The following is a 20595-nucleotide window of genomic DNA, read 5'->3' as shown; positions in this document are numbered from 1 at the left end:
GACGGAGAGGCCCCGGGGTGGCCGGTTTCGGCTGTGGACCACCGGGAATGAGGGTGACCGTAGGCGAGCCCGCCGGGCCCGAACAAGGCCCGATTTCCACCGGTAGATCGACTTCCTGCCTTCCACCCCGAAAATGACCTTGGCGGGCGCTTCGCGCCATACCCAATTTTCTTTCCGGGAAAAGGGAATCGACCCCGCGAGGGAAATGATGTTGACGCGTTCGGAGTGACTCACATCACGGGCCGGAGGCCCTGCTTCGAGCCCTTGGTGAATACGGACAAGTCCGCTGTCCGCTGGCCGGATTCGGGCGACAGGTGCGTTGCAGGCGAATCGCCCATCATGGACGTTTTCCGTCCATCGCGCCGCCCCTCCCCGCCCGGTCCGGCCCCGGGTCCTCACAGAGTCGCGAGCTGCTCCAGGGCGGCCGTCACCGCAGCCCCGGAGGCCGGCAGCAGCGGGAGCCGTACGTCCGGTGCCGGGATCCGCCCCTGGGCGTGCAGCACGCCCTTGACGACCGCCGGATTCGGCTCGGCGAAGACCGCCGCAGACATCCGGGCCAGGGCGTGCCCGAGCGGCCTCGCCCGCGCCGCGTCACCCGCCCGCCAGGCGTCGGCGAGCTCCGCGAACCGGGCCGTCGCCAGATGCGCCGAGGCCAGGATCCCGCCCGCCGCGCCCAGTGCCAGCAGCGGCGAGAGGTACGCGTCGTCCCCGGCCAGCACCTCGAGCCCGGCCGGCAGGTCCCCGAGCAGCGCCACGGCGTCCTGCCCGAGGGAGCCGGCCGCGTACTTCACACCGGCGACCCCGTCCAGCGAGCCGAGCGCCCGCAGCGCGGCCGAATCCAGCGGCTGCCCGGTGCGGTACGGGATGTGATAGACGATCAGCGGTACCGGGCTCACCTCGGCGAGCCGCGCGAAATGTGCCAGCACCCCCGCCGCCGAGGGCCGTACGAACGGCGGTACGGTCACCAGCGCCGCCCGCGCCCGCGGCCACCGCGTCAGCCGGGCCAGCGAGGCCTCGGCGGCCCGGGTCCCGCTGGCCCCCGCGCCCACGGTCAGCAGGGCGCCCCGCTCCTCGCAGACCCGGGCGCAGATGCCGGTGACCAGGTCGCGCTCCGCCCCGTCGAGGGTGGCGGTCTCGGCGGTGGTGCCGAGGGCGACGATCCCGGCCGCGCCCCCGTCGAGCACCTCGTGGGCCAGCGCCTCCAGGGCCTCGGCGGCGATGTCCCCGGTGCGCGTGAAGGGGGTGACGAGCGGTACGTGGATCCCGCGCAGGGAGAGACCCGCGTCGAGGTCCCCGCCGGTGGTTTCGGTGATGTCGGTGATGTCCTGTGCCATGCCGTCGAGCCTCGCCCGCCCCGAGCCCCGAATCCAGTTCGCGTTTCTTACCCGACCCGTAAGCTGAGCCGATGCTCGACGTACGACGCCTGCGACTGCTGCGCGAACTGGCCCGCCGCGGGACCATCGCCGCCGTCGCCGAAGCCCTCGCCTTCAGCCCTTCGGCGGTATCCCAGCAACTCGCCGTCCTGGAACGCGAAGCGGGGCTGCCGCTGCTGGAGCGCACCGGACGCCGGGTCCGCCTCACCCCGGCCGGGCACCACCTGGTCGGCCACGCCGAGGCCGTTCTCGAACGGCTGGAACAGGCCGAGTCCGATCTGGCCGAGGCGCGCGGCGGCCTGGCCGGCGCCCTGCGCATCGGGGCCTTCCCCACCGCGACCCGGGCCATCGTCCCGGCCGCCCTGACCGTCCTCGCCCGGCGCCACCCGGGACTCGAGCCGATGGTCCGCGAGACCGACCCGGCGGCGGTCGCGCACGCCCTGCGCTCGGGCGACCTCGACGTGGCCCTCGTCCACGCCTACGACTTCGTGCCCGCCGCCCCGGAGCCCGGGCTGGCCACCGAGCCGCTGTACCGGGAGGCGATGTACCTGGCCGCGCCCGCGGCGCAGGCCCCCGAACCACCCCCGGGAGACGACCAGGGCGCCGTCCTGCGCGCGCACGCGGAGGACCCCTGGATCACCGCGACCCCCGGCACCCTCTGCCACGCCATGACCGAACGGGCCTGCCAGGCCGCCGGGTTCGCCCCGCGGGTCCGCCACCGGGTCGACGAGTTCGCCACCGTGCTCGCCCTGGTCGCGGCCGGGCAGGGGGTGGCCGTCGTGCCGCAGCTCGGGGTCGCCGGCCCCGCGGATCCGGCCGTCCGCCTCATCCGCCTGCGCATGCGGCGCCGTACCAACCTCGCCTTCCGCAGCGGAGCCGGCGCCCACCCCGCGGTGGCCGCCTTCGGCGCCGCCCTGCGCGCGTCCGTACCTCCTGAGCTGGCTGGATCCCGCGCTGCGGAGTGAGGCAACTCCCTTACCGGGCGGCGCCCGTGTACGTTCTGGTCGGGGACCGACGAGAGTAGAACGGGGTTACGACGTGACGCACCGCGTACGAGGGGTCATCGCCCGGAGCAAGGGCGCACCGGTGGAGACGACGACGATCCTCGTGCCCGATCCGGGTCCGGGCGAGGCGCTCGTCCGGGTCCAGGCCTGCGGGGTCTGCCACACCGACCTGCACTACCGCGAGGGCGGCATCAACGACGAGTTCCCCTTCCTGCTCGGCCACGAGGCCGCCGGGATCGTGGAATCGGTGGGCCCCGACGTCACCTCCGTGGCCCCCGGCGACTTCGTCGTCCTCAACTGGCGTGCGGTGTGCGGTACCTGCCGCGCCTGCAAGCGCGGACGCCCCTGGTACTGCTTCGCCACGCACAACGCGACCCAGCCCATGACCCTGGAGGACGGCACCCCGCTCTCCCCGGCGCTCGGAATCGGCGCCTTCGCCGAGAAGACCCTGGTCGCGGCCGGCCAGTGCACCAAGGTGGACCCGGCCGCCGCGCCGACCGCCGCGGGGCTCCTCGGCTGCGGGGTGATGGCAGGCCTCGGCGCCGCCCTGAACACCGGCAACGTCGGACGGGGCGACTCCGTCGCCGTCATCGGCTGCGGGGGCGTCGGCAACGCGGCCGTGGCCGGGGCCCGGCTGGCGGGCGCGTCGAAGATCATCGCGGTGGACCTCGACGACCGGAAGCTGGAGTGGGCGCGCGCACTGGGCGCCACGCACACCGTCAACGGCCGCAGCGAGGACGTGGTCAAGGCCGTCCAGGGCCTGACCGGCGGCAACGGCGCCGACGTGGTCATCGACGCCGTGGGCCGGCCGGAGACCTACCGCCAGGCCTTCTACGCCCGCGACCTGGCCGGGACCGTGGTCCTGGTCGGCGTCCCGACCCCGGAGATGCAGCTCGAACTCCCGCTGCTGGACGTCTTCGGCCGCGGCGGGGCGCTGAAGTCCTCCTGGTACGGGGACTGCCTGCCCGAGCGGGACTTCCCGCTGCTGGTCGACCTCTACCTCCAGGGCCGGCTCGACCTGGACGCCTTCGTCTCCGAGACCATCCCCCTCGACGGGGTCGAGGACGCCTTCGCCCGGATGGAGCGGGGCGAGGTCCTGCGCTCGGTGGTCGAGTTCCCGTAAGCCCCAGGCCCGTTCTGGGACCCGTACTAGACTCACCGGACACGCCACACCCGTGCCCCGCGCCGCGACCCGGCCGGGGCGCGGGTCTCCGTACCTCGTACCCCAGGGGCCGTCCGTGACCATCGAGCACAGCTACCGCCAGCCCGGAACGGTCCTCACCGACCACCGGTTCGCCGTACCCCTGGACCACGCGCGCCCGGACGGCGAGCAGATCGAGCTGTACGCCCGCGAGGTCGTCGCCTCCGGCAAGGACCCGGCTGCCCTGCCGTGGCTGCTCTACCTGGAGGGCGGACCCGGCTTCGGGGCCCGGCGGTTCACCGGCCGCCAGGCGTGGCTGGAGCGTGCCCTGGCCGACTACCGCGTCCTCCTGCTCGACCAGCGCGGAACCGGACGCTCCACCCCGCTGAACCGGCAGACCCTGCCGCTGCGCGGCGCCCCCGCCCAGCAGGCCGAGTACCTCGCCCACTTCCGCTCCGACTCCATCGTGCGCGACGCCGAGGCCATCCGCCCCGCCCTGACCGGCGGTGCCCCGTGGACCGTGCTCGGCCAGAGCTTCGGCGGGTTCTGCACCACCCGCTACCTCGCCGCCGCCCCCGAAGGCCTCACCGCCGCCCTGATCACCGGCGGCCTCCCGTCCCTGACCGCCACCGCCGACGAGGTGTACGAGGCCGCGTACCCCCGCATCGAGCGCAAGAACCTGGCCCACTACCACCGGTACCCGATGGACGTGGAGCGCGCCCGCCGGATCGCGGCCCACCTCGCCGAGCGCCCGGCCGAACTCCCCGGCGGCTACCGCCTCACCGTCGAGGCCTTCCAGTCCCTCGGCCTGCTCCTCGGCTCCGGAGACGGCAGCCACCAGCTGCACTACCTGCTGGAGGACGCGTTCGTCCGGACCCCGGCCGGCCCCGCCCTCTCCGACGCCTTCCTCGAGGGCGCCCGCGCGCTGCTCTCCTTCGCCGGGCACCCCCTCTACGCGCTGGTCCACGAGGCGATCTACGCCCAGGATCCGGCCGTGCCCACCGCCTGGGCCGCCGAGCGGGTGCGCGCCGGACAGCCGCGCTTCGACGCCGCCAAGACCCTCGCGGGCGACGAGCCCCTCCTCTTCACCGGCGAGACCATCCACCCCTGGCACTTCACCGTGGACCCCTCCCTCGCCCCGCTGCGCGAGACCGCCGACCTGCTGGCCGCCCGTACCGGCTGGGAACCCCTCTACGACCAGGCCGGGCTCGCCGCCAACGAGGTGCCGGTGGCCGCCGCCGTCTACCACGACGACATGTACGTGGACACCGCGCACTCCCTGGAGACCGCACGGGCCGTACGGGGCCTGCGGACCTGGGTGACCGACGAGTTCGAGCACGACGGGGTCCGCGCGGGCGGACCGCGCGTCCTGGACCGGCTGCTGGCCCTGGTGCGCGGCGAGGCCTGACCGGGTCGCGTCGGGGCCCGCACCGGGCCGGGCCGTTCGTTTAGGGTGCGAGGCATGACCGAACAGCGTGATCAGCCGGCGCCCTTGCAGCCCATGCCCACCGACTGGCAGCGCGCCCTCGCCGTCGTCGCCCACCCGGACGACCTGGAGTACGGCTGCGCGGCCGCGATCGCGGACTGGACCGACGGGGGCCGCGAGGTCGTCTACCTGCTCGCCACCCGGGGCGAGGCGGGCATCGACACCCTCGCCCCCGCCGACTGCGCCCCGCTGCGCGAGGCGGAGCAGCGGGCGAGCGCGGCCGTCGTCGGCGTGTCCGAGGTGGAGTTCCTCGACTACCGCGACGGCGTCATCGAGTACGGCCTCGACCTGCGCCGGGACATCGCGGCGGCCATCCGCCGGCACCGTCCGGAGCTGGTGGTGACGCTCAACCACCGCGACACGTGGGGCGGCGCGCAGGGCGGCGGCTACTGGAACACCCCCGACCACAAGGCAGTCGGCCGGGCCACCCTGGACGCGGCCGGTGACGCCGGGAACCGGTGGATCTTCCCCGAACTCCTCACCGAGCAGGGCCTGGAGCCGTGGAACGGAGTGCGCTGGGTCGCGGTGTCCGGCTCCAGCACGCCGACGCACGCGGCCGACGCCGGTCCGGGCCTGCTGCGGTCGATCGAGTCCCTGCTGGAGCACAAGTCGTACATCGAAGGTCTCACCGACCAGGACCCGGCGGAGTACGTCCGCACCTTCCTCACCGGCAACGCCCAGCAGGCGGCCGCCCGGTTCGGCGGCCGTCCGGCGGTCCCGTTCGAGGTCTTCCCCCGCTGACCGGGCACCCTCTAGTCTGACGCTCCGTCAGACGTCTTACGGGGGTGCATCCGGCGTGATCGACACCGTCACCACGGAGATCGCGGAGGGGGAGGAGCGGATCCGGCTGGAGACCGCGGCCGGCGGCCTCGCGGTCCTCACCCTGTGCCGCCCCGACAAGCTCAACGGATGGAGCTGGGAGTCCACCCGCCAGCTGGGGCTGCTCGCGGACCGGATCCGCTTCGACCCCTCGGTCCGCGCGGTACTGCTGCGCGCCGAGGGCCGGGCCTTCTGCGCGGGCATCGACGTGACCGCTCCCGGCGGCGCGATCACCGGCGGATCGGCGGCCGAGCGGACCCGCAACTACTACGAGGGCATCCGCTGGGTCCACGAGCGGTTCGCGGTCCTCGCCCGTCTCCCGCAGCCGGTGGTGGCCGCCGTCCAGGGCTACTGCCTCGGCTTCGGCTTCGAGCTGGCCCTGATGGCCGACATCCGGGTGGCCGCCGAGGACGCCGTCTTCGCCCTCCCCGAAGCCCGGTTGGGCGTGGCCGTGGACGCGGGCGGCGACCTGCGCGTCGCCCGGGAGGCGGGCGCGGGCTGGGCCAAGTACCTGGCCCTGACCGGCCGCCGTATCGACGCGGCGACCGCGCAGCGGCTGAACCTGGTCCAGCTGGTCGTGCCCGGCGCGGAGCTGGACGCCACGGCCCGGGGCCTGGCGGCGGAGATCGCCGCCAACGCCCCCCTCGCGGTCCAGGGCATCAAGCGCGCGGTCGACGCCTACGCGGACGCGGCCCTGCCCTCGGCCCTCGACCGCGTCGCCATGACGGCCGCCCTCACCCTCACCTCGGACGACTGCCGCGAGGGCTACGGAGCCAAGGCCGCCCGACGCCCCCCGCACTTCACGGGAGGCTGAGCGGTCTCCCCGAGGCCGCTCAGGGCCCACCGAAGGGCCCGCGCCCCAGCTGCTCGCGCACCGGCACGACCTCGGGGTTGACCAGCGCGCGGCGCTGCCAGTTCGCGCCGTCGACCACGAGGGTGTGGCCCGTGACGAACCGGGCGAACGGCGAGGCCAGGAAGGTCGCGGCCCAGCCCAGCTCCCGGGGCTCGCCCACCCGCAGGGCCGGCTGCCGCCCGGCCCGGTCGTCGGGCGCGGCGCGGTCCAGGCCGTCCCGGACGTCCCCGGTCATGTCGGGGTGCGGGAACAGTCCCGGCACGAGCCCGTTGATCTGGATGCCGTACGGGCCCCACTCGACGGCCAGGGTCTCCACCAGGTTCTTCACCCCCGCCTTGGCGGCCGCGCTGTGCGCGAAGCCGGGCCCGCCCGTCCAGGCGTACGAGGCGCCGATGTTCACGATCGATCCGGGCGCGCCCGCGGCGAGGTGGCGGCGTCCGAACTCCCGGGTCATGAACCAGGTGCCGGTCAGCGTGATGTCCACCACCGCCCGCCAGGCGTTCGGCGACAGGTCCTCGGCAGGGGAGGGGAAGTTGGCGGCCGCGTTGTTGACCAGCACGTCCGGCAGCCCGAAGGCGGCCTGGGCCGCGTCGAAGACCTCCGCGACCCGCTCGGGGTCCCGTATGTCGCACACGGCCGCCGCCACCCGGCCCGCGCCGGGGACGGCCGCCAGCTCCTCCCGCGCCGCCTCGAGCTGCTCGGCCCGGCGGCTCGCGATCACCAGATCGGCGCCGAGCCGCGCGAACTCGGCGGCGACGGCCTTGCCCAGCCCGGTGCCGCCGCCGGTCACGAGGACCACCTGCCCCGCGTACGTACCCGGGGGCAGGGCGGCGGCGCCGAGCGGGGGTGGCGCGGGCAGGCCGCGCAAGGGGTTCTCCATGCGCCATCGATAGCGCGCGGGCGCTCAGATCACCATGCCCCGGACGGGATCAGCCCTGCGGTGCGTACGCCTGCCCGCTCGCGCAGGTCCAGATCACGGCGTTGGACACGCCGGTGTCCCAGTCGAAGAAATAGCCGCCGACGCGGTCGTCGTCCGAGGCCGCGGAGGCCTCGCTGCGGGAGTCCTTGCTCGCCCCCGCGGGGTGGGGGAGGGCCAGTGCCGGGCCCTGGCCCGGCCAGTAGGCGGCCCGGATGTGGTTCGGGTAGCCCTCGACGAAGGTGACGGCGGTGCCGACCGCGACGTTCGTGGCCGGGCTGCCGGCGGCCAGCTCGAGGTGCTCGTACCCCGAGACCTTGCCCGGGTCGGCGGGCAGCGCGTCGTACGGCTTCTTCCAGACGGCGGCGGTCCGCCGCTGGTCGTCCCGGTAGCCGAAGTCCTCGGTCCCGACGACCCGGCCGCGGTCGTCGATGTCCCGCGCGTAGGTGCCGACGCTCCAGTGGCCCTCGTTCCAGACCCGGAGGCTGTAGGGCGGGTAGCCGCCCCCGGCCGGCCAGACCACGGGGAAGGTATTGGTGACGGTCTGGTCGTTGTCCGCGTCGTAGTACTCCGTCTGCGCCGTGCCGGCGATGTCACCGCGCGCGTTGATACCCGCGACCGAGATGATCTTGGTGCTCGGGTGGGCGTCCGCGGGGACGGGCAGCTCGCGCACGACCGCGCCGTTCAGCCACTCCTTGGCGCCGTCCGCGCCGCGGCCGACGACGCGGCCCGCATCGTTGACGTCCAGCGCGACGGTGCCGGTGGCACCCGCATCGAGCAGCTGGACGGCGTCGGCGCCCTGCTGGTAGGTGAACGCGGCGACGGCGCGGTCCGCGCTGCGCTCCACGGTGCCGACCATCAGGCCCTTGGAGTTCACGGCCTTGACCTCGCCGGACTGGAAGCCCTCGGGCAGCGGCACGGCGTGGGCCGTCCGGTCCGCGGTCCAGTACACCGGCAGGTTGGCGCTGGAGCCGACCGCCAGGCCGCCCGCGCCGAAGTCCTTCAGCCGCCCGCCGCCCGAGGAGTCGCTGTTGATGCCGGGCAGCTTGATGATGTCCGGCGTGCACGGAGCGGTGGCCGCCGCGGCCGGGCCCGCCGCCGTGACGACGCCCGCGAGAGCGATCGCGGCTGCGGCTGCGGACGTGGTACGTCTCATGCGGCTTCTGTTCATCGTACGGTTCCCCCCTGATGCTGCGCGTCATGTGCCGGATGGCATACGCCTGTTGATGCTATCCCTGCAGACCCGGAAAGATCACCCGGTTGTCCGGGCGCGTCCCCGACGGGTTCACAGGAGGGCAAGCGACCGCTTAGTATGCCCGCGGAGCGTGGTTCCTCGACGGCGGCTGGAGGCCCCGGATGCAGGCATGGCGAGTACACACCCCTGGCGAGCCCCGTGAGGCCCTGCGCCTCGAGGAGGTCCCCGAACCGGTCCCCGGCGAGGGCGAGGTGAAACTCCGGGTGCTCGCCGCCAACGTCAACTTCCCCGACGCGCTGCTGGTCCGCGGGCAGTACCAGATCCGCCCGCCGCTCCCCTTCACCCCCGGTGTGGAGATCTGCGGCGAGACCGAGGACGGCCGGCGGGTCATCGCCAACCCGAGCCTGCCGCACGGCGGCTTCGCCGAGTACGTCACCGCCCCCGCGCGGGCCCTGCTCCCCGCCCCGGAGACCCTCGACGACGCCGAGGCGGCCGCCCTGCACATCGGCTACCAGACCGGCTGGTTCGGCCTGCACCGCCGGGCCCGCCTGCAGAGCGGCGAGACCCTCCTCGTGCACGCCGCCGCGGGCGGGGTCGGCAGCGCCGCCGTCCAGCTGGGCAAGGCCGCCGGGGCCACCGTCATCGGTGTGGTCGGCGGCAAGGCCAAGGCCCGCACCGCCGAGGAGCTCGGCTGCGACCTGGTGATCGACCGCACGGCCGAGGACCTCGTCTCCCGGGTCAAGGAGTTCACCGGCGGGCGCGGCGCCGACGTCGTCTACGACCCGGTCGGCGGGGACTCCTACACCGCCTCCACCAAGTGCGTGGCCTTCGAGGGCCGCATCGTCGTCGTCGGATTCACCAGCGGGACCATCCCCACCCCCGCGCTCAACCACGCCCTCGTGAAGAACTACAGCATCCTCGGCCTGCACTGGGGTCTGTACGCCGCCAAGGACCCCGGATCCATCCTCGACTGCCACACCGCACTCACCCGGCTCGCCGCCGAGGGCGCCGTCAAACCGCTGATCAGCGAACGCGTCCCGCTCGCCGGCGCCGCCGACGCCGTACAGCGCGTGGCCGACGGGACCACCACGGGCCGGCTGGTCGTCGTACCGGCCCCGGACGGAGGCACCCGATGACCGCCGCGGCCGTCACCGCCGAGGAACTGCGCGCCCGCGTAAGGGACCTGCTCGCCGCCCACCCGCCCGCCACCACGTCCCGTACGGACTTCCTGCGCGCCCGCTTCGACGCCGGACTCGCCTGGGTCCACTACCCCGACGGCTTGGGCGGCCTCGGCGCGCCCCGCTCCCTGCAGGGCGTCGTCGACGCCGAACTGGAGGCCTCCGGAGCCCCCGACAACGACCCGCGCCGGATCGGCATCGGCCTCGGCATGGCCGCGCCCACGATCCTCGCGTACGGCACCGAGGAGCAGAAGCGGCGCTTCCTGCGCCCCCTGTGGGTCGGCGAGGAGGTCTGGTGCCAGCTCTTCAGCGAGCCCGGCGCCGGCTCCGACCTCGCCGCCCTCGGCACCCGCGCCGTCCTCGACGCGGAGGCGGGCGAGTGGGTGGTCGACGGCCAGAAGGTGTGGACCTCCAGCGCCCACACCGCCCGCTGGGCCATCCTGATCGCCCGCACCGACCCGGCGCAGCCCAAGCACCGGGGCATCACCTACTTCCTCTGCGACATGCACGCCCCCGGCGTCGAGGTCCGGCCGCTGCGCCAGATCACCGGCGAGGCCGAGTTCAACGAGGTCTTCCTCACCGGCGTCCGCATCCCCGACGCCCACCGGCTCGGCGCCGTCGGCGACGGCTGGGCGGTGGCCCGCACCACCCTGATGAACGAGCGCGTCTCCATCGGCGGCATGCGCATCCCGCGCGAAGGCGGCATGATCGCGCCGGTCGCCGCCGCCTGGCGCGAACGCCCCGAACTGCGCACCCACGCCCTCCACCAGCGCCTCCTGGAACTGTGGGTGGAGGCCGAGGTCGCCCGCCTCACCGGCGAACGTCTGCGCCAGCAGCTCGCCGTCGGCCAGCCCGGCCCCGAGGGATCCGGGATGAAGCTCACCTTCGCCCGCCTCAACCAGGAGATCAGCGGACTGGAGGTCGAACTCCTCGCGGAGGACGGCCTGGCGTACGAGGACTGGACCATGCGCCGTCCCGAACTGGTCGACTTCACCGGCCGCGACGCCGGCTACCGCTACCTGCGCGCCAAGGGCAACAGCATCGAGGGCGGCACCAGCGAAGTCCTCCTCAACATCGTCGCCGAACGCGTGCTGGGCCTGCCCTCCGAGCCGCGCGACGACAAGGACCTCGCCTGGAAGGACCTCGCTCGATGACGACCCCGACGACCGCGGCCAACTCGACGGACCTGCTCTACTCCGAGGCCGAGGAGGAACTGCGCGCCGCCGTACGCTCGCTCCTCGAGGCCCGCTGCGCACCGGCGGGCGTCCTCGCCCGGATCGAAACCGACCGGCCCCACGATCCGGCCCTGTGGCGGCCCCTCGCCACCGGGATCGGCGCTGCCGGGCTCCTCGTACCGGAGAAGCTCGGCGGCCAGGGCGCGAGCCACCGCGAGGCGGCCGTGGTCCTGGAGGAGCTGGGCCGGGCCGTGGCGCCCGCCCCGTACCTGACGAGCGCGGTGCTCGCCACCGAGATCCTGCTCGGCTGCGACACCGAGGAGGCCGTTCCGCTGCTGCGGGAGCTGGCCTCGGGGCGGCAGGTGTGCGTACCGGCCGTGCCGCTGACCCTCGCCCCCGGAGCCCCGCTGCCGGCCGCCGTCCGCGACTCCGGGGGCGGGACGCTGACCGGTACGGTCACCTCCGTCGCGGACGCGGTGGCCGCCGACGTGCTGCTGGTGCTCGCCGACACCGGGCTGTACGCCGTCCCCGCCGCCTCGGCCGAGCTCACCCCGCAGGTCCCGCTCGACCTGACCCGTCCGCTGGCCACCGTCACCCTCGAAGCCGCCGCCGGCACCCGGCTCGCCGACCCCGCCACGGCCCGGGCCGCCGTCGCCGGGGCCCTGCTCTCGGGGGCGGGGCTGCTCGCCTCGGAACAGCTCGGCATCGCCGAGTGGTGCCTGACGGAGACCGTCGAGTACCTCCGGGTCCGCCACCAGTTCAACCGGCCCGTCGGCTCCTTCCAGGCCCTCAAGCACCGCCTCGCGCGCCTCTGGCTCGACGTGGCCTCGGCCCGGGCGGTCGCCAGGGCCGCGGCCGACGCCCTGGCCACCGCGTCCCCGGACGCACCGCTCACGGTCGCCGTCGCCCAGGCCTACTGCTCGGGCGTGGCCGTCCGGGCCGCAGAGGAGTGCGTCCAGCTGCACGGCGGCATCGGCATGACCTGGGAGCACCCGGCGCACCTCTACCTCAAGCGGGCCAAGGCCGACTCCCTGGCCCTCGGCACGGCCGGCCACCACCGCGGCCTGGTCGCCGAGTTCGCGGAACTGCCCGTGCCCTAGGCCGTCTCTTTCGGATCTTGCTCCCCCAGCCACCGCTGGGAGGTGCCCCCAGTCAAGCCCGCGTCGTCCGGTGCCGTGCACCGCAAGGCGGCGCGGGTCAGGCAAGATCCGGAAGCGGCACGGCCGAACGGCCTCGTCTTCGCACTCCGGACGGCCGCGATCTTTCCAGGACCTGCACCAGCCCCGCCCCCAGCACCTCGCGGCGTGTCCCTATCCTCGCCGGATGACGGCAACCATCACCCGGCTCTCCGCCGCCGGACTGCGCGCGCACCGCGACCAGCTGGCCGCCCTCCTCCTCGACGTGGTCGACGGCGGCTCCTCGCTCGGCTTCCTCGCCGGGCTCGACCACCAGACCGCAGCCGCCTGGTGGGACTCCCTGCTGCCCGCCGTCGAGGACGGTTCCCTCGCACTCTGGATATCCCGTACGGACGACGGCCGCGTCGACGGCACCGTCAGCTGGTACCGGGAATCCAAGCCCAACGGCCGCCACCGCGCCGAGCTGCGCAAGCTGATGGTCCATCCGGCGGCCCGCGGCCGCGGCACCGCCCGCGCCCTGCTCGCCGAGGCCGAGGCGGCGGCCGCCGGGGCCGGGGTGGTGCTGCTGTTCCTCGACACCGAGACCGGCAGCGGTGCCGAGCGCGTCTACCGGTCCGCGGGCTGGACCGAGGTCGGCACCATCCCCGACTACGCCACGGACCCCGACGGCCGACTGCACCCCACTACCCTTTTCTACAAGCACCCTCAGGGGTGACCTCGCCCGCCGCGCCGCGTTAGACCCGTAGCCGCCGGCCACCGAGCGAGGGAGACCCCATGTACGCAGCACCCGCCGCACTTCCCACCCGCCGCGCCCTGCTCCGTACGGCCTTCACCGCGGCCGTGCTCGCCGGGACGGCGGCGGCGCTGGCTCCCGTGCTGCGGGCCCGCCGCCCCCGGCAGACGCTCACCCCGGCACCGCTCGCGGAGGAGACGTACCGGGGCCGGTACATCGCCGTGGACCGGGCCGGGATCCGCATCGACGGGCGCCCGCTGCACGTCATGCGCCGCGCCGACGGCAGTTATCTGAGCGGGGTCAACCACTTCCAGTCCTTCGGGACACCGCTGGAACTGGCCCGCGCGGCCGTCGACGAACTGGGCACGGCCCAGCTGGTGTCGGCGTCCGCCCCGCACCACGGCTGACGGAAGGAGCCCCGCGTTGTACATCCGGCAGAACCAGAAGAACCTGACCAGCGCCCAGAAGAAGCGGTTCACGGCCGCCGTACTGGAGCTCAAGCGCAACGGCGTCTACGACGCCTTCGTGCGCACCCACGGCAAGTACTTCGTGCCCGACCGCGAGCGCAAGCTCCGCGTCGGGCACATGTCCCCGTCCTTCTTCCCGTGGCACCGCTACTACCTGCTGGAGTTCGAGAGGCAGCTGCAGACCGTCGACCCGGGCGTCTCCATCCCGTACTGGGACTGGACCACCGACACCAGCCCGGTCTCCTCCCTGTGGGCCGAGGACTTCCTCGGCGGCACCGGCCGCGGGGCGGACCGGCAGGTGATGACCGGGCCCTTCGCCTACGACAAGGGCAACTGGACGGTGACCGTGGGCATTTCGGAAGCCCGCTTCCTCACCCGCAACCTCGGCCGGCCGCAGAACCCGATCGCCCTGCCCACTCCGGCCGAACTGCAGTGGGCCCTCGACGACCCGGTCTACGACGTCTCGCCCTGGGACTCCACCGCCAACGCCGGCGGCTTCCGCAACAAGCTGGAGGGCTGGACCGCCCCCAAGAGCGAGCGCTGGCGCAACCACAACAAGGTCCACCAGTGGATCGGCGGCCACATGACCGGCGGCACCGCGCCCAACGACCCGGCCTTCTGGCTGCACCACGCCTTCGTGGACCTGATCTGGACCCGCTGGCAGCAGAGGCACCCGGGCTCGGGCTACCTGCCCGCCGCACCGCTCCCGGTCGGCGACCTCCAGCGCGGCCGGGTGATCGCCCTCGACGAGCCGATGCCGCCGTGGGACGTCACCCCGCGCCAGATGCTCAGCCACCGGGGCCTCTACCGCTACGAATAGCGGATGGCAGATGGCGGATATACGGGTAGGGCCCCCGCCGGACGGCGGGGGCCCTACCTTCAGATCAGCCGATCAGCCGATCAGTGGCCGTAGCCGCCCTCGGTGTGGTGGTCGTCGCCGTTGCCGCCCGACGCGTTGACGCAGGTGTTGCCGAACGCCGGGTTCAGCAGGGCGATCACGTTGACGGTGTTGCCGCAGACGTTGATCGGGACGTGCACCGGAACCTGGACCAGGTTGCCCGACAGGACACCGGGGGAGCCGACCGCCGCACCGTGCGCTCCGGCATCGGCGACGGCCAGACCCGCTCCGGCGGCCACGACGCTACCGGCGACAGCGGTGACGGCGAATGCCTTCGCGATACGCGACATCAAGATCTCCTCATGAGCAATGGGGCGCCGCAGGTGTGCGGCGTTTGACATGGCGTACAACGCGGGGAGGCCCGGGGGGTCACGGCCGCTGGTCCTACTTGGTGATGTCAGGGTCACGGCTTGTCACCCGTGGGGCCGCTGTGCGACCGTGCGCGCACCGCGCGCGCGTGCGCGCGGCGTACCGCGGGAGGACCGGATGAGCACAGCGGGCGGCGACAGAGGAGGCCGGCCCCGGGCCAGGACCGCGTACGGCGTGGTCGAGGGCCGCACCGGGCCGGACGGCATCGCCGTCTTCCGCGGCATCCCCTACGCCGCCCCGCCCGTCGGCGCCCTGCGCTTCGCGGCGCCCGCGCCCCCGGATACCTGGGACGGCGTACGCGACGCCGGTGCCTACGGCCCCACCGCGCCGAAGGTGCCCTACCCGCCGAGGTTCGCCGCGCTGCTCGCCGACCCGGAGGTCTCCGGGGAGGACTGCCTGAGCGTCAACGTGTGGACCCCCGATCCGGCGCCCGGCGCCCGGCTGCCCGTCATGGTGTGGATCCACGGCGGGGCGCTCACCCGGGGCTCCTCGGCCGTCCCCGTCTACGACGGCTCGGCCTTCGCCCGCGACGGCGTCGTGCTCGTCTCCCTCAACTACCGCCTCGGCGTCCTCGGCTACGGGCTCTTCCCGGACGCGCCCGCCAACCGGGGCCTGCTGGACCAGATCGCCGCCCTCGAGTGGGTCCGGGACAACATCCGGGATTTCGGCGGCGACCCCGCCCGCGTCACCGTCTTCGGCGAGTCCGCCGGCGCCATCAGCATCGGCGCCCTGCTCGCAGCCCCCAGGGCCGCCGGGCTCTTCGCGCAGGCGGCCCTGCAGAGCGGCGCCCCCGAGGTGCTGCACCGGGACCGGGTCCGTGCCGTGGTCCGGCGGATGGCCTCGCTGCTGAAGACGGAGTCCACCGCAAAGGCCTTCGGCGCCACCGCCCTGCCGACCCTGCTCGCCGCCCAGGCCGCCGTGCTGCGCCGATCGAGCCCCCTCGCCGGCGGTCCCGCCTTCGGCCTGGTGGCCGACCCGGACACGCTGCCCGAAGACCCGCTCGACGCGGCCCGGGCCGCCGGCGTACCGCTGCTGCTGGGCTGGACCACCGAGGAGTACCGGCTCTGGCTGGCCCCGACGGGCACGATGCGGCTGCTGGACCGGCTGGGCCCGCTCGCCGTGGCGCTGGCCCGGTGGCGCAGCGGCAAGGACCTGGCCGCCGTACGGGCGCTGCGCGCCGCCCTGCCCGGGGCGGGCCCCGCCGACCTCGCGGGGCAGCTGCTCACCGACCGGCTGCTGCGCGACCCGCTGCGGCGGCTCGCCGGGGCGCGGCGGGCGGCGCCGAGCTTCCTGTACGAGTTCGCGTGGCGCTCCGGTGTCCCGGGGCTCGGCGCCTGCCACGCGCTGGAGCTGGGCTTCGTGTTCGACACGCTGGACGCGCCGGAGGCGGCCTGGCTGGCCGGGCCGGACGCTCCGCAGGCGCTGGCCGACGAGATGCACCGTGCCTGGGTGCGTTTCGCGGTGACCGGCGATCCGGGCTGGGATCCCTGGAACGGCTCCGGCCCGCCGAGGGTGTTCGGCGGGCCGGAGGCGAAGGGCGGGGCGCGGGACGCGGCGCAGGCGCCGGAACCTACTCGACGGGTCCTTCCATGACCTTGCTGATGTACTGGATCGGCCCCTCGCCCATGTTCGGGACGTAGGTCTTGGCGTTGTGCTGGCCGCCCTTGATGATCCTCAGCTCGGTGTGCACGGGACCCTTGTTGCCGAAGGTGGCGATGAACTTCTGCACGTCCGGGAGGGTCTTCTTGTTGTTCTCGCTGTCACCGACCTGGAAGGCGAGGTAGACGTCCGGACCCTTGCGGTCGATGAGCTGCTTCGCCAGCACCTCCGGGTTGTTCTCGGCCTTCTCCTTGTCGTGGCCCTTCCAGAGGGAGGAGTCCGGGACGATGTCCGGGCCGGAGGCGATCACGGCCTTGAACTTGTCCGGGTGCTTCAGCACCGCCTTCAGGCCGGCGAACCCGCCGGTGGAGGAGCCCATGAAGGCCCAGCCGTCACGGGACTTCACGGTCCTGAAGTTCGCCTTCACCAGGTCCGGCACGTCCTCGGTCAGCCACGTCCCCATCTTGGGCTGGTCGGGGATGTCGGAGCCGTCCCAGTAGATGCCCTTGTCGTCCGGGCCCGGGTTGAGCACCGGCATGGCCAGGATGAACGGCTTGCTCTTCCCCTCGCCGTACCACTTGGCGATGCTGGTCTGGAGGCCCAGGTCGGTGCCCATCCAGTAGTTGCTCGGGTAACCGGCGCCGCCCGGCAGGGCGATCATGACGGGGAAGCCGCTCTTGGCGAACTTGGGGTCGTTGTACTCCTTGGGCGCCCAGACCCACACCTTGCCCTTGAAGCCGGACTTCTTGCCGTCGAGCGTGGTGACGGCCACGTGCGTCCCGTCGGGCAGGGTCATCGAGTTCTTGAACTCGGCCTGCGGCCCGGTGGGCATCAGCATCTTGGAGTTCGCCGGCTGCTGGGGGGCCGGGTTCTTCTTGCCGTCGCCGCCGGCGGGCGGAGTCCCGAAGGACACGGCCGATCCCTTGTCGGTGAACGGGGGTATCTCGTAGTGGTACATCACGCCGGCCGCTATGCCCGCCAGCGCGAGGACGGAGACACCCGCGATCACCCAGCGCCGGACCTTGGACGTGCGGCGGGGCTCGTGCTCCGGCTCCTGCCCGTAGGCCGCGTACGGCTCCTGTCCGTAGGGAGGCTGCTGCCCGTACTGCTGCTCTCCGTACCGGTCGCCGTAGGGCTGCTGCGGGTTCTGCCCCTCCGGCCGGTACGGCGGCTGGTACTGCTGCCCTTCGGGTGCGTACGACATGTGCGGTGGCTCTCCGGCTGGTGCTGGCCCGGCGGGGGCGGTGGTCTGGCGGTGGTCTGGCGGTGGTCTGGCGGGGGCGGTGGTCTGGCGGTGGTCTGGCGGGCTTGATCCGTCCGTTCGAAAGATGAACGAAAGCATCCCGGGGTTCCGCATTTTTCCTTCTCTTGGGATTTTCTGGGGAAGGCCGTTGCCCGCCGTCGGCACCGCCCTGTCGCGTTCAGGCGCTGTTCGCCGGACGGGCCTGGCTCATGTGCATGCCAATGGGTAAGGTGCCCCCGCCCCGCGAGAGGAGTGGACCCCTTGACCCTCCAGCGCCGGATCCTGATCCTGGCCGCCGCCGTCGTGCTGCTCGCCGCCGTGGCCGTGACGGCCCTCGTGCGGGCCTCCTCCCGGGCCGAGGAGAAGAACCGGACGCGGACCGACGGACCGCAGGTCACCCGGGGCGCCGTCTCCCTGGACCCGGCCCGCGGAAGCCCGCGGATCGTGTTCCGGAACATGGCCTGGGGCCCGCACCGCGACGAGCTCGCCACCGTCCCGGCCGCCGCGCCGGAGGAGGACCGCACCTCCTCGGGGGTCGCCTGCCTGCGCTTCCACGCGGCGGCGGGGACCGGGATCTGCCTCCAGGCCGACAAGGGAGGGGTCCCGGACCGCTACCGGGCCGTCGTCCTCGACGCCCGCCTCGCGGAGGTCTCCGCGCACGCGCTCACCGGCATCCCCACCCGCGCCCGGGTCTCGCCCGGCGGCCGGCTCGCCGCCTGGACGGTCTTCGTCGGCGGGGACTCGTACGCCGGAACCGGCTTCTCCACACGGACCTCGGTGCTCGACCTGCGCACCGGCCGGCTCGAGGCCTCGCTGGAGGACTTCACCGTCCTCAAGGACGGCAAGCCGTACCGCAGCGCCGACGTGAACTTCTGGGGAGTCACCTTCACCGCCGACGAGCGGACCTTCTACGCCACGCTGGGCACCGCGGGCCGCACCCACCTGGTCCGCGGGGACCTGGCGGAGCGGACCGTGACCACGCTGCGCGAGAACGCCGAGTGCCCGTCCCTGTCGCCCGACGGGACCCGGGTGGTGTTCAAGAAGCGGATGCCGGGCCTGCCGGCCGAGGCGCCGTGGCGGCTGCACGTGCTGGACCTGGCCTCCGGAACGGAGGCCCCGCTCGCGGAGGAGCGGAGCGTGGACGACCAGGTGGTGTGGACGGACGACCGCACGGTCGTCTACTCCCTGCCGGGGGACTTCGGAGCCGACCTGTACTCCGTACCGGCCGACGGCAGCGGGGCCCCCGCCCGGCTCATGGCCTCGGCCCTCTCCCCGGCCTTCCTCGGATGAATCCGGGGAGAGGGGCCGGGGGAGGACCGCCGCGGGAGGAGCAGGAGCGTTACGCCACGCGGACTAGGCGGGGATCAGCGTGCGGCGGCGCCGCTTGCGCTGCGCGCCGGCCGACAGCCTCAGCTCGATGATCGACCGCACGGCCGGCCACTCCTCGTCGAGGATCGAGTAGAAGGCCGTACTGCGGACCGCCCCGTCGAGCCCCCGCGAGTGGGCCCGGCGGACCCCCTCGCAGGTGAAGCCGAGACGTTCCATCGCGGCCCGCGAGCGGCCGTTGCGGGCATCCGCCCGCAGCGAGATCCGCCGCACACCCCAGGTCTCGAAGGCATGGCGGAGCATGAGCAGCTTCGCCTCGGTGTTGATGCCGGTGCCCTGGGCGCCCGGGGACAGCCAGGTATTGCCGATCTCGGCGGCATCGGGGATCGCCGTCGCCGGATCGCCGAACGGGACGCCGGGCACGGCGGGCCACACCAGCGGCCCCTGCCAGTAGTCGAGTTCCAGGAACCGGGTCGAACCGACCACCCGGCCGTCGGTGGCTCTGACCACCGCGAACGGGAGGGATCGACCCGCCGCCTGATCGGCGAGGGCACGGTCGATGTACTCGTGGGACGCCTGCACCCCATGGGGTACGGGGGTGAAGGCGTAAGTCGTACGATCCTCGGCACCGGCCACGGCCAGGGCCTCGGTGTGGTGGGGTGCGAGGGGCTCGAGCCGCACGGTGCGGCCGGCGAGGAGTACGGGTACGGGCACGGAGCCTTCGGTCCTTCTAGGCGGTGGGGTGGTTGCACAGTCTGCGTCCCTGACGTCGCCCCCCGTGCAAAACACGGGTGAAAGGCAACGGGCTGTCACGTGAACGCGAGTGGCTCAATGTAGCCCCTTAATGTCCTCTCATGAACCCCCAATTTGGCAATGGCGTGAACGTCTTTTTCGACGACTTGGGTCCCCGGGGCGGAGCGCCCGTAATCCTGATCCACGGACATCCGTTCAACCGCACCATGTGGGCCCCCCAGACGGCCGCCCTGACCGCCGCCGGATACCGTGTCATCGCCCCTGACCTGCGAGGATACGGAGAGAGTCCGGTCCTCCCGGGCAAGACGCTGCTCGCCGACTTCGCCGATGACCTCGCCGGCCTCCTCGCCCGCCTGGGCATCGAACAGGTGGTCGTCGGCGGTGTGTCCATGGGCGGGCAGATCGCCATGGAACTGCGACTGCGCCACCCGGGTCTGGTGAGGGCCCTGGTCCTCTCCGACACGACCGCCGTGCCGGAGACCGCGGAGGCCCGCAAGGCCCGCCTGGAGGCCGCCGACCGGCTGCTCGCCGAGGGCATGGCGCCCTACGCCGAAGCCGTCATCGACAAGATGCTGGCGCCCTACAACGTGACCGGCATGCCGCAGGCCGCCGCGCACGTGTTGGCGATGATGCGCGCGACCGATCCCGAGGGCGCCGCGGCCGCCCTGCGCGGCCGCGCAGAGTGCCCCGACTACCGGCCCGTGCTCGCCGGGGCGGCCGAGCCCTGCCTGGTCGTGGTCGGCGCCGACGACGTCTACACCCCGGTCGCGGCGGCCGAGGCCCTGCACGCGCTGCTCCCGGACTCCACGCTCGCCGTCATCGAGCGGGCCGGGCACCTGCCGGGCGTGGAGCAGCCCGAGGCCTTCAACCGGGCGCTGCTGGCGTTCCTCGCCCGCCTCTGACGCACGGCCGATTGGACCGGGCCGCCGAG

The 20595-nt window shown here is 73.7% G+C and carries 20 protein-coding genes; 14 read left to right on the top strand and 6 right to left on the bottom strand.

What is annotated here, in order from left to right:
- Nucleotides 1-395: 395 nt before the first annotated feature.
- Nucleotides 396-1334 (bottom strand): dihydrodipicolinate synthase family protein, encoded by a 939-nt coding sequence (locus ACIPUC_RS03865; RefSeq protein WP_446586576.1) that lies wholly within the window; start codon nt 1332-1334, stop codon nt 396-398.
- 71 nt (nt 1335-1405) lie between these two features.
- On the opposite strand from ACIPUC_RS03865, the gene ACIPUC_RS03860 reads away from it, so the two are divergent.
- From ACIPUC_RS03860 to ACIPUC_RS03840, 5 genes are all read left to right on the top strand, one after another.
- Complete coding sequence (locus ACIPUC_RS03860; RefSeq protein WP_446586575.1) at nt 1406-2338, top strand: LysR substrate-binding domain-containing protein; 933 nt, start codon at nt 1406-1408, stop codon at nt 2336-2338.
- A 73-nt stretch (nt 2339-2411) separates the two neighbouring features.
- The gene (locus ACIPUC_RS03855) at nt 2412-3500 is read left to right on the top strand and encodes an S-(hydroxymethyl)mycothiol dehydrogenase (protein ID WP_446586574.1); all 1089 of its coding nucleotides are present in this window, start codon (nt 2412-2414) and stop codon (nt 3498-3500) included.
- 121 nt (nt 3501-3621) lie between these two features.
- Nucleotides 3622-4926: an alpha/beta fold hydrolase gene (locus ACIPUC_RS03850; protein ID WP_446586778.1), complete on the top strand. Its 1305-nt coding sequence runs from the start codon at nt 3622-3624 to the stop codon at nt 4924-4926.
- Nucleotides 4927-4980: 54 nt separating this feature from the next.
- Complete coding sequence (locus ACIPUC_RS03845) at nt 4981-5745, top strand: PIG-L deacetylase family protein (RefSeq protein WP_446586573.1); 765 nt, start codon at nt 4981-4983, stop codon at nt 5743-5745.
- 55 nt (nt 5746-5800) lie between these two features.
- Nucleotides 5801-6637 carry an enoyl-CoA hydratase/isomerase family protein gene (locus ACIPUC_RS03840; protein WP_446586572.1) on the top strand — a complete coding sequence of 279 codons (837 nt, stop codon included), beginning with the start codon at nt 5801-5803 and terminating at the stop codon, nt 6635-6637.
- A 19-nt stretch (nt 6638-6656) separates the two neighbouring features.
- Here the strand turns inward: ACIPUC_RS03840 and ACIPUC_RS03835 are convergent, their stop codons facing one another.
- Both ACIPUC_RS03835 and ACIPUC_RS03830 read right to left on the bottom strand, forming a co-directional pair.
- Nucleotides 6657-7556, bottom strand: coding sequence for an SDR family oxidoreductase (locus ACIPUC_RS03835; protein WP_446586571.1), 900 nt, complete (start codon nt 7554-7556; stop codon nt 6657-6659).
- Nucleotides 7557-7605: 49 nt separating this feature from the next.
- On the bottom strand, nt 7606-8748 hold the full coding sequence (locus ACIPUC_RS03830) for a hypothetical protein (RefSeq protein ID WP_446586570.1): 1143 nt from the start codon (nt 8746-8748) through the stop codon (nt 7606-7608).
- Nucleotides 8749-8948: 200 nt separating this feature from the next.
- Between ACIPUC_RS03830 and ACIPUC_RS03825 the strand changes: the two genes are divergently transcribed.
- The 6 genes from ACIPUC_RS03825 (at nt 8949) to ACIPUC_RS03800 (ending at nt 14296) form a co-directional block, all read left to right on the top strand.
- Entirely contained in the window at nt 8949-9923 is a 975-nt protein-coding gene (locus tag ACIPUC_RS03825) for an NADPH:quinone oxidoreductase family protein (protein WP_446586569.1), read from the top strand.
- Nucleotides 9920-11119, top strand: a complete 1200-nt coding sequence (locus ACIPUC_RS03820) for an acyl-CoA dehydrogenase family protein (RefSeq protein WP_446586568.1) — start codon at nt 9920-9922, stop codon at nt 11117-11119. Before ACIPUC_RS03825 ends, ACIPUC_RS03820 begins: the two co-directional genes overlap by 4 nt.
- Nucleotides 11116-12240: an acyl-CoA dehydrogenase family protein gene (locus ACIPUC_RS03815; RefSeq protein WP_446586567.1), complete on the top strand. Its 1125-nt coding sequence runs from the start codon at nt 11116-11118 to the stop codon at nt 12238-12240. The genes ACIPUC_RS03820 and ACIPUC_RS03815 overlap by 4 nt, the downstream gene beginning before the upstream one ends.
- Nucleotides 12241-12463: 223 nt before the next feature.
- A complete protein-coding gene (locus ACIPUC_RS03810; protein WP_446586566.1) occupies nt 12464-12991 on the top strand; it encodes a GNAT family N-acetyltransferase in 528 nt (175 codons plus the stop codon).
- A gap of 59 nt (nt 12992-13050) precedes the next feature.
- Nucleotides 13051-13416 carry a tyrosinase family oxidase copper chaperone gene (locus tag ACIPUC_RS03805; protein ID WP_446586565.1) on the top strand — a complete coding sequence of 122 codons (366 nt, stop codon included), beginning with the start codon at nt 13051-13053 and terminating at the stop codon, nt 13414-13416.
- A 16-nt stretch (nt 13417-13432) separates the two neighbouring features.
- Nucleotides 13433-14296: a tyrosinase family protein gene (locus ACIPUC_RS03800; RefSeq protein ID WP_446586564.1), complete on the top strand. Its 864-nt coding sequence runs from the start codon at nt 13433-13435 to the stop codon at nt 14294-14296.
- 80 nt (nt 14297-14376) lie between these two features.
- Here ACIPUC_RS03800 and ACIPUC_RS03795 read toward each other — a convergent pair whose 3' ends face one another.
- The gene (locus ACIPUC_RS03795) at nt 14377-14664 is read right to left on the bottom strand and encodes a chaplin (RefSeq protein WP_446586563.1); all 288 of its coding nucleotides are present in this window, start codon (nt 14662-14664) and stop codon (nt 14377-14379) included.
- Nucleotides 14665-14860: 196 nt separating this feature from the next.
- Between ACIPUC_RS03795 and ACIPUC_RS03790 the strand changes: the two genes are divergently transcribed.
- Complete coding sequence (locus ACIPUC_RS03790; protein WP_446586562.1) at nt 14861-16336, top strand: carboxylesterase/lipase family protein; 1476 nt, start codon at nt 14861-14863, stop codon at nt 16334-16336.
- Here the strand turns inward: ACIPUC_RS03790 and ACIPUC_RS03785 are convergent.
- Entirely contained in the window at nt 16314-17546 is a 1233-nt protein-coding gene (locus tag ACIPUC_RS03785; RefSeq protein WP_446586561.1) for an alpha/beta hydrolase-fold protein, read from the bottom strand. The genes ACIPUC_RS03790 and ACIPUC_RS03785 overlap by 23 nt on opposite strands.
- Before the next feature lie 300 nt (nt 17547-17846).
- Between ACIPUC_RS03785 and ACIPUC_RS03780 the strand changes: the two genes are divergently transcribed.
- Nucleotides 17847-18875 (top strand): TolB family protein, encoded by a 1029-nt coding sequence (locus ACIPUC_RS03780; RefSeq protein ID WP_446586560.1) that lies wholly within the window; start codon nt 17847-17849, stop codon nt 18873-18875.
- A gap of 63 nt (nt 18876-18938) precedes the next feature.
- On the opposite strand, the gene ACIPUC_RS03775 is transcribed toward ACIPUC_RS03780, so the two are convergent.
- On the bottom strand, nt 18939-19625 hold the full coding sequence (locus ACIPUC_RS03775) for a GNAT family N-acetyltransferase (protein WP_362585879.1): 687 nt from the start codon (nt 19623-19625) through the stop codon (nt 18939-18941).
- A gap of 140 nt (nt 19626-19765) precedes the next feature.
- On the opposite strand from ACIPUC_RS03775, the gene ACIPUC_RS03770 reads away from it, so the two are divergent.
- Nucleotides 19766-20566: an alpha/beta fold hydrolase gene (locus ACIPUC_RS03770; protein WP_446586559.1), complete on the top strand. Its 801-nt coding sequence runs from the start codon at nt 19766-19768 to the stop codon at nt 20564-20566.
- Nucleotides 20567-20595 lie beyond the last annotated feature (29 nt).

This window comes from Streptomyces sp. LARHCF249 (assembly GCF_052871255.1).
Note: the sequence above shows the minus strand (reverse complement) of the source record. Positions and strands in the feature narration are given on the sequence as shown.

Coding starts and splice junctions, on each gene's coding strand:
- ACIPUC_RS03865 (WP_446586576.1), bottom strand. CDS start 1,334: ATGGCACAGGACATCACCGACATCACCGAAACCACCGGCGGGGACCTC.
- ACIPUC_RS03860 (WP_446586575.1), top strand. CDS start 1,406: ATGCTCGACGTACGACGCCTGCGACTGCTGCGCGAACTGGCCCGCCGC.
- ACIPUC_RS03845 (WP_446586573.1), top strand. CDS start 4,981: ATGACCGAACAGCGTGATCAGCCGGCGCCCTTGCAGCCCATGCCCACC.
- ACIPUC_RS03835 (WP_446586571.1), bottom strand. CDS start 7,556: ATGGAGAACCCCTTGCGCGGCCTGCCCGCGCCACCCCCGCTCGGCGCC.
- ACIPUC_RS03830 (WP_446586570.1), bottom strand. CDS start 8,748: ATGAGACGTACCACGTCCGCAGCCGCAGCCGCGATCGCTCTCGCGGGC.
- ACIPUC_RS03825 (WP_446586569.1), top strand. CDS start 8,949: ATGCAGGCATGGCGAGTACACACCCCTGGCGAGCCCCGTGAGGCCCTG.
- ACIPUC_RS03820 (WP_446586568.1), top strand. CDS start 9,920: ATGACCGCCGCGGCCGTCACCGCCGAGGAACTGCGCGCCCGCGTAAGG.
- ACIPUC_RS03815 (WP_446586567.1), top strand. CDS start 11,116: ATGACGACCCCGACGACCGCGGCCAACTCGACGGACCTGCTCTACTCC.
- ACIPUC_RS03810 (WP_446586566.1), top strand. CDS start 12,464: ATGACGGCAACCATCACCCGGCTCTCCGCCGCCGGACTGCGCGCGCAC.
- ACIPUC_RS03805 (WP_446586565.1), top strand. CDS start 13,051: ATGTACGCAGCACCCGCCGCACTTCCCACCCGCCGCGCCCTGCTCCGT.
- ACIPUC_RS03795 (WP_446586563.1), bottom strand. CDS start 14,664: ATGTCGCGTATCGCGAAGGCATTCGCCGTCACCGCTGTCGCCGGTAGC.
- ACIPUC_RS03790 (WP_446586562.1), top strand. CDS start 14,861: ATGAGCACAGCGGGCGGCGACAGAGGAGGCCGGCCCCGGGCCAGGACC.
- ACIPUC_RS03785 (WP_446586561.1), bottom strand. CDS start 17,546: ATGTCGTACGCACCCGAAGGGCAGCAGTACCAGCCGCCGTACCGGCCG.
- ACIPUC_RS03770 (WP_446586559.1), top strand. CDS start 19,766: ATGAACCCCCAATTTGGCAATGGCGTGAACGTCTTTTTCGACGACTTG.